The organism is Algoriphagus sp. PAP.12 (assembly GCF_026652115.1).
In the GTDB taxonomy this organism is placed as follows: Bacteria; Bacteroidota; Bacteroidia; order Cytophagales; family Cyclobacteriaceae; genus Algoriphagus.
In genome coordinates, this window is record NZ_JAPPSQ010000013.1 from 55,980 (window position 1) to 69,472 (window position 13,493).

Genomic DNA, 13,493 nt, shown 5'->3' on the forward strand with positions numbered 1-13,493 from the left:
TTTAATTAATATTTCTCAAAGATATTTTTAAAGCCTTAAAACTCATGCTCCAAAAACCAAAATTCCAGATATGGTCCCGGGATCTTCTTCCAAAATGGATACCTGCACCATTCTATTGACCTTTTCAAAGGTTTTACTTTTAATAAATTCCAAATATTCTTGATCTAGATTTTTTCCAATTAATATCATTTCTACTGTTCCCGAGTCTATTCCTTGTGCATAATCACCAATAATATAGGCTTTTTCCACATCTCCCATCCTTTTGACAATTCGCTCCATCAAATCATCTAAGCCCAAAAACTTGGAAACCATATTTTTGATTTCTGTGAAAAATGGGTGCTTGTCATTTGCTTTGTAGACTTTGGTTTTCCCCTCTTCTTCTGAAACAAGAAGACCTGCTTCTGTCAAGCGGTTTAATTCTACTCTGACAGAATTAGTGGATTCATCAAATTCTTTGGCCAATGAACGTAAATAGCCCGAATTCTTATGAGAAAAGAATTTGAGAAGAAGCTTAACTCTGGTTTTAGATGTGACGAGAGATTCGAGCAAGGAATTTTAATTTAAAATGAGGAATTAAGAATTAGGAATCATTCAACTTTGGAATAACATCTTCATTTGAATTCACGACTGGATTTTACGATGGAGTTTAAAATTTTTAAAATTTCTTCTATTTCAGCTTTTTCAAATTTAAAATCAGGATTATCAAAGAGTAATTCTTTCCTGTCAAAAAGCCTTATCCAATACCTTGCTTCCCTAGCTTCCTTGGAAGCTATTACCATTTTTGAAATAAAATCAGCTTTGGAATGTGCCGCTTGAGCCTCCTCAACATTCGCCTAAATTGAAGTTGTTGCTCCCACAAACTGATCAGACAGTCTATAATGCCCATTCTTCCTAAGTTCAAAATAGAGGTTTAGCGAAATTTCAGAAAACCTATAAAGTCTTGTTTAAAATTAAGTTTCCTTCCCTCATAATAATTCCAAATTCATCATTCCCCATTCAAAATTTAAAAAGCTTCGCCCTTTCACTCCCATGGAAGCTAGCAAGTGATGAGTAAAAAAATTACTCAGTAGCAAATTAGATTTTGATGAGGAGATATGCAAACAAGGAAAGACTTGGTATTTCGATTAATTGAAGAATTCAAAATCTCAAAAATTGGATTTCAGATTACTTTTAAATCAAACTGACCTGAAACCACTCCTAAACCATATATTTAATTTTCAATTTCTAAATCCTTTTGGAAATTAAATCAAGAAAAGCCTTATTTCAGTCTGTGAGAATTTTCAAATTAAAAGTATTGGGGACCGTCTTGATATTGGGAATAATCCTTCTATACTTTTCCCTTGTTCCCAGGTTCCTAGAAAATATAGCTCCTTTTTATGGAGATGAATACTTTTATGTAAAAAATGCTGAAAGTTATGCACTGACTGGGGAATACAAAGCTGCTTTCACTTACTCTGGGTACGGCTCCAAAGTAGGAGGGTTTGATGCACATGGACCAGCTTACACTTTTTTATATGGTCTATTTCAAGCATTTGACCACTGGTCCCCAAATTTCATATTTTGGATCAATTTGGCTCTTCTCCTAATTGGATTGGGCCTTTTAGCAATTCTAAAGGAAGAAAAATCAATCAGGATTTTCCAATTTTGTCTTATTATGGGAAGTCCATATACTCTCTTCTATGGGATGAGTCTGATGCCAGAATTGATCCATATAGCAATTGCTGTAGGACTTTACTTTGCAATGAAAACCTGGGAAACCAAACAATCAAATATTTCATTGGGAGTCATCCTATTTCTGATTATTCTCGGTGGTTTGTTTAGGGTTACTTGGTTCTTTTTATTACTTCCATTTGGATTGAATATTCTAACGAAAAAAAAAGCAATTGGAATAATTTTACTAATAACAGGTTTGCTTTTACCTATCCTATATCAAAATCTCTTTTTGGAGACAGTTCCCAATGTATTCTCTATTGTTGGTTCAGAATTAAAAGATGGACAATTGCAGGATGGCATCTATAGGTTATACTACAACACAAAACGTAATATCTATTTTCTAATAACTTATTCAGAGGGTGGCTTTTATTGGACTTGGAAAATCTGGCTGATCTGTACTTTGATATTTTCATTGGTCTACCAAAAAACATCATCTGCATTTAGAATTTCGACTTATTTATTTCTTATACAATTTGCATTAACAATTATCCTCTATAAAACCTACAGATGGACAGAATTCCGAATGTTAAGTCCTGTGGCTCTAATTTTGAATCTCCAATTTCTTTCCTTCTCAGGTAAAAGACCGTATTTTCTTTGGGTTCCTATCTTAGGATTGATAAGCTTTTTATGGATTATCCCTTTTGAAATTGATACACTGGAAGAGAGAAAAGAGCATACTCTCCTACCCATTCCAAGTAATATTCAAAGTGAACTAAAGACTCTATCAAATTCTTTGGTAAGAGTTGACAGCACAGTTTTAAATCTGTACAGTCTAGATCAACTGCCGGTAGTAGATACCTTGGGAAAATCTATTAAGTATATTTTACCTTATTATGAACTGAAGGAAGAGACTGCATCGTATTATTTAGAAATGGATCAGGATCAACTGATAGTTCGATCAACAAAAATTCGAATCCAGTAAGCTAGCCCACTCAAAATTTGAAGGAAAAACACCAACATAAATAAACCTGTTTGAAGGTTTATCTTCTTTCTTGTTTTGACAAATTCTTTTCTAACAATCAAAACCATTAGTACTTGGTGTATAAATAAAGTGACAGGTATCTGCCAATAAAAGTTTGCATGCCACTCTCTATAACCAGTTTCAGCCAACATAAAATACAGAGTCAAGCCCATTAAAAGGAGCGCAAACGAAAAAGAAAAGGCTTGGTTTTTCAATGCCTCTTTTCCCCAAAAAGCCAGAAAAATAATAGTCAATAAGAAACTGGAAATAAAATCCCAAAAGGGTTCAAATGCATAATGTAACCAGATCCGAAATGGTTCGACCACAATTCTCGGCCTATCTTCCATGCGATAGTCTTCTTGGAGTATAGGGTCCCAAGAATAGATCAAATATTTTTCAAACCAAATTAAGGCAATCATAATGGTTGCAAATAATACCGCCTGCAAAAATTGAGGAGATTTCCAACCTTTCTTTCCTAATGTAAAAGCCGGAAATAAAGGGATAAAACAGAATAAAAAACTGGGTTTTATTAATAGAATAGCCAGTCCTAAAGCAATGATTTTAAGAAATCTAAAAAGGGAATTTTTATCCCACCAAAGGATAGTCTCTCTAAATAGTAATAAAGCAAATGGAAATGCTGCAATGGAGGTTGAATTATGCCATATAGTAGGTGTAAATTTCCCTAAATACCAAAAATCTTTGTCAATCATTGGAATAACAATCGGAAAGCTAAACATCCAAATGAAAGCAAGCCATTGAGGTTGTGAAAAGCTACTTTCCACCTTTATCCAATTCTTGAGGATCTGGTATTTCCACCAGATAAAAAAAGTCAATACCAAAATGGAACTTAAAACAAATGGGTACTTGTAATGAACTAAGAAGTCAACTAAATAAATTAAAAAATAATATCCCGGAGGAATCGGAAAGGCACCTTTCTGGAGGTATTCTACAAGAAACAAATTATGAATCTTGATATCGACTCCGTAAGGAATATTCTTTATAAGAAAATAGAGTGTAAAAGACACCAAAAAAACCCATAAAATCCCTGTCAGGATACCAGAATTAGATGCCAGTCTAATTTTCATGGAGATTGAATTAAAACAAAATCTTCAATACGATCAAATTTGAATTCAGATTTTTTAAAATATCCTGAATTTTCAAAATAGGTGTTTTCATCTAACAAAAATGCTTTCTTGAGCTTTCTTGTTTTTTTGGGCTGATAGACTTCCAAAAGTGTTCCCCAGCCCAGAAATTTAAAAGGGATTGGTTTGTCAAATACATGATTTAGATAATGTTTGTTTTCAGTGGCAAGAAAAAGATCCGTATTTCCCTCTTGTTCCAATAGGGTCTCTGTCATCATAATCAAATCGTTTTCAGGGATATTTTCTTTTGCCTTCATAAATGATCGAAAATGATATCCTAAACTAAAAATTAATGTAGCGACAATAAATCTGATCCCAAACAAAGGAAAATGACTCGAAGGTTTTTGGAAATTAAATTGACTTAAAAGGAGAAAATAAAAAGCAAGGCTGTAAATCTGGATCTTAAGAAGATAAAATGGAGCTAATATGGCAAAGCCTAATATTATTAATCCAAAAATGATAAGTGTATTCTTTGCCCGAGTCAGTATTGAAAAGCAAATCAGTAGTCCCCACAAGCCCAGAAAAAAATGCTCTTGGTAAATATATGTCCAGAAAGCACGAGCATAAAACCCATTAGATATCAATCCCCAGCGACTTTGATTTAAATCCTTTAACCAATTTTCAAGCTTAGACGCATTCAAATCCATTCCATTAAAATCCTGAAGTCCATTCGCGAAATAATAGAGTTCCGGGTCTTTCTCCTTCCAATAACTTTTATTCAGCTGAAGTACGGGATTGTCAAAAACCTTTGAACGGAGCTGATTAATAGTTTCAAACTCTTCCATTCCCAATTTTTTCACTAAAAAGACAGAAGAGCCGAATCCAATTGTAAGAATCAAAATGGGAATAGCCCAAACGGACTTTAAATTCTCCCTTGAATGGAAAACAATACTTGACAGAAAAACTGCAGCTATCATTAATAGAGCAACCTCTGCACGAATGAAGTAAGCAAATAGAATTAAGAAATCAGCCTTGTAAATCATCCACCATTTCTTGTCCAAATTGGTAGATTTCCAAAGCCTGTATGCCAAGCCCACGCAAATAGCTATAGTAGCAATTATTGAAAATTGAAGAAAGAAAGCAAAATGAATAATTGATACTAGAAATATCAAATTCCAAAAGTATAAAAGGGGTCCTTTCTTAAATTTCTCAAATACTAAATTGACCCAAAAAATATAGGAAATTGATAGAATCAAAAACCAAGAAAGTGGATACCAAGGCACTGCCGGAAAGAAACCATAAAGTTTCGAAAATGCTCCAGAAAGGAGGGGATGAATAAAAACAGCATACGTCTCTGGTTTACCAGTATAGGCTCCAGAAACTAACCACATCATCAATTCATCATCATTAACTTGAAACCTCCATGGCAAAAAAACTACCATGACAATTCCAATCACCCCAAACACTTGCCATATTTTTTTTTTGCTACCCTTTCCTATTTCCATAGAAATTCAGTTTCAACACCTTGATAAATACCTACTGATTTCCTTTGGTATCCTTGAGAAAAAGACGCTGGAAGGGAATCCAGGCTGTAAAAGATTATAGACTTTGGAAGACCTTTAGAGATTTCAAACTCCAACTCAGACCTTTCCCAAAACCCAATTTTGCCCCAATTTTTCTTATCAAGCAGATAGGCCATACCTGGATTTCTGTATGCACAAGCTATTTCATTAGAATTGGAAATATTCTCAATTCCCTTTAGTATTTCTAAAAATGAGATCTGTTCTTTATTCAATAGAATCGCATTATTTCCTCCATATTTCCATTCATACTTGGCTTCCCATAAAGGTTTTTGTTCAAATGGATTCACCCAAACCCCCAAAAAAACCAGAATAAATATTACCGGACCAATGGCATAAGCAATTAATTTTCTCCCATTATTCCAAGATAAGTATAGGAGCAGAATCCAGAAAATCCAAAAATGAATTCCCAACCTTAACCAATACACATTGCTACCAAAATGTAATACAAAAGGCAGAATCAATAAAACACAATTAATGGGCGAGTTGGAAATAGCATTTTTCTTAAAGTCAATTTCTGAATAAACCCAGCCGAGCACCCCTCCAAAGGCAATCAGTACTAAATGATTCCATTCGCTTGTAATATGAGTGACCCAACCTATAGCAGCTAAAATCGACAGATTAATTGCAATAACCAATGCTCTTTCAAGCTTTAGATTGGTGATTAATTTTCTGCACAAAAAGGAAACAATAAAAGATAAGAACATCCAGAAAACACCAACTAGCGTACTTTTTAGCAAATTCAAGAAATTGTAACTAGGTCTGGAAAATGGATTAGAAAGAAAGAATTCAATCCTACTAAAAAGCCCATCTTTAAAGCTCCAATAAAATATGATTTCAAGGATTAAAATTGATACCAATAAGCCTATCAATTTCCAGATTTGATTTGACTTCTGTGATCTCCAACTAACAGCAATAGTCATGATTAGTAATAGACCAGCCGCTGGCAATTTGACATAAAATAATAAAGCTAAAATTAGGCCTTCCAAAAAGCTTCCAAGCCTATTTTTCAAAGACAAAGTGTAAAGCCAGATACAAGTCCCTATTAGTAATAAGGTATTATAAGATAAATTGGGTGGCAAGAATGCGTAAGACCCCAGCAATCCTAAAATTACAATCCAATAAACCGGTGGATTGACTTTTTCACCAAAAGAACGCCTTAGGAAAAAATACAAAGCAATTGAAGCGAAAATAATACCTGATAATCTTATCCATCTGAGCTCTATGATATGGAATTGAATCCCAAAAACTTTGAATAAAATTTTAAAAAACAAATCATACAAAATAGGGCCATTGGAGTTTGACTGACCTGGATCAGCTAAGAGTACATAAAGACCCTCGTCAGAAAAATCGAACCCTCTAGGTATACCCCATATAATAGCCAGTAAAGTTGCGATTGAAAAAATCTGGAGTGTACGAAGCATGTCCACAAATTAGGGAGTGGGAAGGAAAAGGAAAAATAGTCACCTAAAATAGACCCAAAATTTAGTTTCCCTTAAAAATCTTCGTATTTAATAATTCTTATTATTTATTGGTTAATTCATATTATGTGGAAAACTTTTTGTGAATTACCCTAAAAAATACCCAGTACAGGGTATTTTTTTTTCAGTGAGAGGAAGTACCTTTGAAATAGGGTGATTAAGCAGCTTTTCTCATCAATTTTTTCTAGACCATCATTAAGGGATTTTTTTCAACACTTTTTGTTCCCTTAATACTTTATTACCAAAAGCAAAAACCTCCATTCAGATAATGAATGGAGGTTTTCTTTTTTTGAATTCAAAAAAAACCATCCCGCAACGCTGCAGAATGGTTTCCGAAAAAACGAGTCAATCATCACTCAATTAGGATGTAACAAACATCTAACCTTATTTTACTTTTCTATCAACTAAATTCAATTCCATCCTCCACCAAGCGCCTGATACATGTTAACCATAGCATTCATTTGCTGCATCTTGGTTTCGATCAACTCCATTCTTGACTCCAATGCTTCTCTTTGTGTTAGCAACACCTCCATGTAATCCGCACGCGCCGAGCTAAATAAATTATTGGAAATTGTAATGGACTCTGTCAAGGCTTGTACTTGTTGAGATTTCAATGCAAAGCTCTGCTGAAGATTCTCAATCTTTGCCATTTGATTTGCCACTTCTACATAGCCATTCAAGATGGTTTTTTCATATTCATAAACTGCGGCTACTTGCTTTGCATTTGCAGCTTGGTAATTTGCCTTGATTGCATTTCTATTGACTAAAGGAGCAACCATATCACCAGCCAAATTGAATATCAATGATTCTGGTGTAGTCAACAAATACTTGGCATTGAAGGCATTGTAACCAATACCACCAACTATTCTAAATGATGGGTAAAATTCAGCTTTAGCTACTTTAATATCTAATTTTGCTGCCTCCAATCCCATTTCAGCCTGACGTATATCTGGTCTGTTTGCCAAGAGCTGAGAAGGAATTCCTTCTTTCAACATTTGGGGCATCAAATCAGGAAAAGCTGCAGAACTTCTTTGGATATGCTGAGGATATCTACCCAATAAGAAATTAATTCCGTTCTCTGTTTCTGTGATCCGCTGACGCACTTCATAAATCCTACTTTGATTTTTTGCAACTTCAGCTTCAAATCGCTTCACCGCCAATTCGGTAACTTTCGCAGCTTGCTTTTGCATTTTAACCACCTTTAATGCATTCTTTTGGATCTCAATATTCTGATTTAGAATATCCAATTGATTATCCAAAGCAAGAAGTTCAAAGTAAGAATTGGCGATTTCAGCGACTAATTTGGTAGTCAGGAAGTTTTTACCCTCAACGGTTGACAGATAATTCATCACCGCCGCTTTCTTAGAATTTCTTAGTTTTTTCCAAACGTCAAGCTCCCAAGAAGCAACAGCTCCAAACATCAGATCACCAAGTGGCTCAGGGAACTCCTTGCCTTCAGCGATTTCGTGATTGTGCTCTACCACCCCATTGCGAGTGTATCTTCCAACTTTATCCATTCCGGCTCCAGCCTGAATATTCACAAAAGGTAGATACTCTCCCTTTCTGGCTTGGATTTCAGTAGAAGTAATGATTACTTCCTGCATTACTTGATTCAACTCCTGGTTTCTTACCAAGGCAGTATCAATTAAAGCTTTCAAATTCGGGTCACTGAAAAAATCAGACCAGACAATTTGGGCGGAATTTGTTGTATCCGTGGAGCCCTGAAAAGTATCAGGGACCTCACGGTTTTCTTTTTTTATTGCTTGGGTAGGTGCACAGGAATAAAGTGTGGCCGCAACCAACAGGGTCCCGACACCTTGAAATATATGTTTTTTAAGCATGGCGTTCTTCTGTTAGAGGTGCAAAATCTTCATCCTTGATCATCTTTCTTCCATCAGCAATGGTTGCGAATATGTAGTACAAACCAGGCACAATAATTACCCCGAAGACTGTACCGAACAACATTCCACCTAATGCAGAAGATCCGATGGTTCTGTTACCAATCGCTCCAGGTCCTGTGGCAATTACCAAAGGAATCAGACCAGCGATAAAGGCAAATGAAGTCATCAAAATTGGTCTGAAACGAACCTTTGCGCCCTCGATAGCTGATTCGAAAATGGTCAAACCTTCCTGATGCTTTTGCACTGCAAATTCCACAATCAAAACGGCGTTTTTACCTAATAGACCTACCAACATGATCAGACCAATCTGAGCATATATATCGTTGGCTAAGCCCATGACTTTCAGTAATAGGAAGGATCCAAATACCCCTGCTGGCAAGGAAGTAACCACAGCCAATGGAATAATAAAACTTTCATACTGAGCTGCCAATACTAGGTAAACGAAGATCAATACAACCACGAAGATGTAAATCGCCTCATTTCCTCTTCTTGCTTCATCATAAGAAAGACCTTCCCATGCGATATCATACCCATTCGGCAAAGTAGCCGCTGCAACTTCTTGAATAGCCTGGATCGCATCACCTGAAGTAAAACCAGGTGCCGGAACTCCTTTGATTGATGAAGATGTGTACAAGTTGAAACGAGTAATCTCATTAGGTCCTTGTGTTTTCTCCATTTTCATAAATGAAGAATAAGGAACCATCTCACCCTCTTCATTTTTGATGAACAGATTCAATACATCACTAGGAAGCTTTCGATATTCTGGAGCAGCCTGAGTATACACTTTGAAGAAGTTACCGAAACGGATGAAACCTTGCTCATAAGTGGAACCAATCAAAACGTCTAGGTTTTCCATGGCTTTCCCGATAGAAACACCCTTCTGCATTGCAAGCTCATTATCAATCTTCAACTCATATTGCGGGTAGTTCGCCGCAAAGAAGGTGAACAATCCAGCCAATTCAGGTCTTTTCTTCAAGGCTGTCATAAATTCAGCATTCACCTCATCAAATTCCTGATAATCAATGGTTGGGTTTTTATCAATCATTCTCAAAGAGAAACCATCGGAAGAACCGTAACCTGGTACAGCAGGTGGCTCGAAATATTCGATCACCGCACCCAGATTGTGGGTTTTCTCTTCCAATTCCTCAATGATTTCATGTACCGAATGCTCACGGTCTGACCAGTCTTTCAAGTTGATCAAACAAGTACCGGCATTGGATCCACGACCTTCAGTCAAGATCTCATAACCTGCCAAAGAGGAAACGGATTGAATACCATCTACTTCTTCAGCAATCGCCTGCAATTGTCTAGAAACTTCATTGGTTCTTTCCAAAGTAGATCCTGGAGGTGTTTGGATAATTGCATAGATCATACCTTGATCCTCATTCGGTATAAATCCAGTAGGAAGTGTTTCATTGACCGCAACGATACCGAAAGCAAATGCTCCCAAAATTGCCCAAGTCACTACTCTTCTGTTTACAATCAACTTCAACAGTCCTGTGTACTTTCCAGTAAGTCTTTCGAATTTATCATTGAACCAGTCGATGAATTTATCTACTGGAGATTTCTTTCTCTCTTTACCATGATTGTTTTTCAGAATCATAGCACAAAGCACTGGAGTCAAAGTCAAGGCTACCACACCGGATAGTACAATGGAACTAGCCATGGTAATAGAGAACTGACGATAAAATACCCCTACCGGTCCAGTCATAAAGGCTACCGGAACGAATACTGCGGTCATAATCAAGGTAATCGCGATGATCGCACCAGAGATTTCACCCAATACTTCTTTTACTGCTTTGTATGGAGATAAGTGCTTGTCATGCATTTTTGCGTGAACTGCTTCCACTACCACAATCGCATCATCGACTACGATACCAATCGCCAATACTAGAGCGAAGAGTGTGATCAAGTTGATCGTGAGTCCAAATATCTGCATGAAGACGAAGGCCCCAATCAAGGATACCGGAACCGCTATGGCCGGAATCAAAGTGGATCTCCAGTCTCCCAAGAATAGGAATACTACCAATGCCACCAAGACGAATGCTTCAAATAATGTATGAAGTACTTTATCAATAGAAGCATCCACAAACTTGGATACGTCATAGTTGATCTCATAACTCATACCCGGAGGGAAAGTAGGCTCCATTTCTTTAAGCTTAGCCTTAACATCCTCAATTACTTTACTCGCATTGGACCCAAAATTCTGCTTCAATACCATGGAAGCAGCAGGATAACCGTCTTTGTTGGAATAGATATCAAAGAACTCACTTCCCAATTCTACTTCAGCAATATCCTTGAGTTTTAGAATCTCACCTTCAGCATTTGCTTTGATAATGATATTCTCATATTCTTCCGGCTTGTTGAATCGACCTTGATACGTCAATACATACTCCAAAGATTGGGCAGTCTTACCAGAAGCTTGACCTAATCTACCAGGTCTACCGATCACACTTTGCTCATCGATAGCACCCAATACTTCCTCTGTGGAAACATTGTAGGCTCTCATTCTATCTGGCTTCAACCAGACACGCATTGCATATTGTCTACTACCCAGAATCTGAGCACGTCCCATCCCACTAATACGCTGAAGCTCAGGGAGGATATTCACCTTTGCATAGTTGTACAAGAACTTCTCATCGGCATTTTTATCCTTACTGAACAAGTTCACGTACATCAACATACTTGGCTGAATCGGTGTAATAATTACCCCTTCCCTTTGGACCAGAGGAGGCAGGTTATTCATGACCTGATCGACCCTAGTCTTTACGTTTACAACAGCTGCGTTAGGATCTGTTCCTGGTTCAAAGATGATCTGTATAGTAGCTTCACCGGCACTTGTTGCATCTGAAATAATATATTGCATCCCTTGAACACCGTTGATGGCTCGTTCCAAAGGAATCAATGTAGATTTCACCAAAACATCGGCACTGGACCCCGGAAATGCAATAAAGATATTAACACGGGGAGGTGCGATCTGCGGAAACTGAGAAACTGGACGTGTATTGATCGCCAGGAATCCCAAGAATACGATAGCTAATGAGATAGCTATGGCCAATACTGGCCGCTGTATGAATTTCTTAAACATCTTACTGTGATTTAAAGGTTGACCTTATTCAGCATGTAAGCCGTTTAATTCACTCATCACTTCATCGTGATCAACAACCTCGAATTCAATTTTCTGTCCATTGACAACTTTTCGAAGACCTTCAATCAAGATTTTATCATTTGTATCCAATCCAGAGCTAACTAGATATAGGTGAGGCAATTCAGCTACAATTGAAATTTCTCTGGATTCAAGTACCCCATCTTCATTCACTACAAATACAAATTTCTTATCCAAGACTTCGAAAGTAGCTTTTTGAGGGATTAACAACGCATCTGGGAAATGTACTGGCAATTGAATATTACCTGTCTCACCATGTCTTAGGATTCCTTTTTTATTAGGGAATGTAGCTCTGAATGCGATATTACCGGTTTCATTATTGAAATCAGATTCGATTGTAGTAATAATACCTGGGGTATCAAATGGTCTCTGATTAGCCATATGAAGGTAAACTTCAGGAAGACTATCTAAAGAGGTTGTAGATACGAAATCCAAATATTGGGCTTCAGGAACGTTGAAATAAACCCACATATCTGAATTATCAGATAGAGTAGCCAACAGTTCACCTTCATCCAACAAACTACCTAATCGTACATGGAATCTACCCATTATACCATCAAAAGGTGCTCTGATTTCGGTAAAGCCCAAATGTGCTTGAGCCAATGATAATTCTGCGTTTGCTTTATCTAGCTGTGCTTTTGCAAGAGCCAACTCATTGGAAGACACGATATTGCTATCAGCTAGACTTTTTGTGTTTAAATATTCAATTTCTGCAAAGCTTGCTTCAGCTTTTGCTTTTTGCATTTCTGCCTCATAGATCAAAGGCATAATTCTAAACATGAGCTGTCCCTTTTTGACATGTTGGCCTTCATCTACAAATACATTTTGAAGGTAACCTTTCTCCAAGGCTCTTAACTCGATGTGTTGAATTGAGTGAATTTGACTGACGTATTCTTCATATACGATCGTATCCTTTTGAACAGGATTTGTAACAAGGTAGGTTGATTCGTGTTCTACTTGTTCGTGTTTTGCTCCACAGCTAGCCAAGGCAAATACCACAGCATAGCCTGCGAGAATGATGATTTTCCTCATAATCGGATTTAAATTTTTCTAAACTCAGGGAATAGTAGTGACGAATACCAATCGATTCGCCAATAGGTTATTGGGCTGAAATTTTAATAATAATGGGTGACAAGAGGGCATACTCCTCCCCTTGCATTCGAGAATCAGCAAAAAGCCTAAATGATAAAAACTTGCTTCAGGATATAAAGCGGTACTGAGAAATTTAAGAATACCGGTAAGTCAAAATAGCTTTTTGACTTCGGCATCAAACCTCCCCATAGTTCGGAAATCCAATCAATAGTAATGGATCCAAAATCAACAGGAAGTCTTTTAATCGTAATAAAGTCTCGTTCCTTTTCTTCTTCTACTTCCCAAAAAGTGTCTTGCTGAGGAGTGTAGTAGGTTTTTACATAGGACTGGACTAAATCAGAGGAGTGATAATCCAACAGGGTATGTCCAAGAGGTAGAGGATGTAATAAATCTACATTTTGACCTGCTTCTTCAGAACTTGACATAGCCTGAGCAGTAGTGAACAGAGTCACTCCAACCGTAAGGCAAAGCCAAGAAGTAAAAATTCTGAGAAACAGATTTTTGAACATGGGGTCAA

At 36.9% G+C, this 13,493-nt stretch carries 9 protein-coding genes and 1 pseudogene; 1 reads left to right on the forward strand and 9 read right to left on the reverse strand.

Annotated elements, in window-relative coordinates; genetic code table 11:
* Positions 1 to 42: 42 nt before the first annotated feature.
* Entirely contained in the window at positions 43 to 549 is a 507-nt protein-coding gene (locus O0V13_RS15295) for a winged helix-turn-helix domain-containing protein (protein ID WP_268035840.1), read from the reverse strand.
* Positions 550 to 611: 62 nt separating this feature from the next.
* A pseudogene (locus tag O0V13_RS21725) lies at positions 612 to 821 on the reverse strand (four helix bundle protein); the annotation flags it as partial.
* Positions 822 to 1,270: 449 nt separating this feature from the next.
* Between O0V13_RS21725 and O0V13_RS15300 the strand changes: the two are divergent.
* The gene (locus O0V13_RS15300; RefSeq protein WP_268035841.1) at positions 1,271 to 2,635 is read left to right on the forward strand and encodes a hypothetical protein; all 1,365 of its coding nucleotides are present in this window, start codon (positions 1,271 to 1,273) and stop codon (positions 2,633 to 2,635) included.
* Here the strand turns inward: O0V13_RS15300 and O0V13_RS15305 are convergent.
* From O0V13_RS15305 to O0V13_RS15335, 7 genes are all read right to left on the reverse strand, one after another.
* The gene (locus tag O0V13_RS15305; RefSeq protein WP_268035842.1) at positions 2,596 to 3,759 is read right to left on the reverse strand and encodes a hypothetical protein; all 1,164 of its coding nucleotides are present in this window, start codon (positions 3,757 to 3,759) and stop codon (positions 2,596 to 2,598) included. The two genes, O0V13_RS15300 and O0V13_RS15305, sit on opposite strands and share 40 nt — an antisense overlap.
* A complete protein-coding gene (locus O0V13_RS15310; RefSeq protein WP_268035843.1) occupies positions 3,756 to 5,261 on the reverse strand; it encodes a hypothetical protein in 1,506 nt (501 codons plus the stop codon). Before O0V13_RS15310 ends, O0V13_RS15305 begins: the two co-directional genes overlap by 4 nt.
* A complete protein-coding gene (locus O0V13_RS15315) occupies positions 5,252 to 6,760 on the reverse strand; it encodes a hypothetical protein (protein WP_268035845.1) in 1,509 nt (502 codons plus the stop codon). The genes O0V13_RS15310 and O0V13_RS15315 overlap by 10 nt, the downstream gene beginning before the upstream one ends.
* A gap of 467 nt (positions 6,761 to 7,227) precedes the next feature.
* Positions 7,228 to 8,658: a TolC family protein gene (locus O0V13_RS15320; RefSeq protein WP_268035847.1), complete on the reverse strand. Its 1,431-nt coding sequence runs from the start codon at positions 8,656 to 8,658 to the stop codon at positions 7,228 to 7,230.
* Positions 8,651 to 11,806, reverse strand: a complete 3,156-nt coding sequence (locus O0V13_RS15325) for an efflux RND transporter permease subunit (RefSeq protein ID WP_268035848.1) — start codon at positions 11,804 to 11,806, stop codon at positions 8,651 to 8,653. Before O0V13_RS15325 ends, O0V13_RS15320 begins: the two co-directional genes overlap by 8 nt.
* A gap of 24 nt (positions 11,807 to 11,830) precedes the next feature.
* Positions 11,831 to 12,916, reverse strand: coding sequence for an efflux RND transporter periplasmic adaptor subunit (locus O0V13_RS15330; RefSeq protein WP_268035849.1), 1,086 nt, complete (start codon positions 12,914 to 12,916; stop codon positions 11,831 to 11,833).
* 146 nt (positions 12,917 to 13,062) lie between these two features.
* Complete coding sequence (locus tag O0V13_RS15335; protein ID WP_268035850.1) at positions 13,063 to 13,485, reverse strand: hypothetical protein; 423 nt, start codon at positions 13,483 to 13,485, stop codon at positions 13,063 to 13,065.
* Positions 13,486 to 13,493 lie beyond the last annotated feature (8 nt).

What these genes read in the sequence shown, in the direction of transcription:
- O0V13_RS15305 (WP_268035842.1), bottom strand. Translation starts at nt 3,759, where the DNA reads ATGAAAATTAGACTGGCATCTAATTCTGGTATCCTGACAGGGATTTTA.
- O0V13_RS15310 (WP_268035843.1), bottom strand. Translation starts at nt 5,261, where the DNA reads ATGGAAATAGGAAAGGGTAGCAAAAAAAAAATATGGCAAGTGTTTGGG.
- O0V13_RS15315 (WP_268035845.1), bottom strand. Translation starts at nt 6,760, where the DNA reads ATGCTTCGTACACTCCAGATTTTTTCAATCGCAACTTTACTGGCTATT.
- O0V13_RS15320 (WP_268035847.1), bottom strand. Translation starts at nt 8,658, where the DNA reads ATGCTTAAAAAACATATATTTCAAGGTGTCGGGACCCTGTTGGTTGCG.
- O0V13_RS15325 (WP_268035848.1), bottom strand. Translation starts at nt 11,806, where the DNA reads ATGTTTAAGAAATTCATACAGCGGCCAGTATTGGCCATAGCTATCTCA.
- O0V13_RS15330 (WP_268035849.1), bottom strand. Translation starts at nt 12,916, where the DNA reads ATGAGGAAAATCATCATTCTCGCAGGCTATGCTGTGGTATTTGCCTTG.
- O0V13_RS15335 (WP_268035850.1), bottom strand. Translation starts at nt 13,485, where the DNA reads ATGTTCAAAAATCTGTTTCTCAGAATTTTTACTTCTTGGCTTTGCCTT.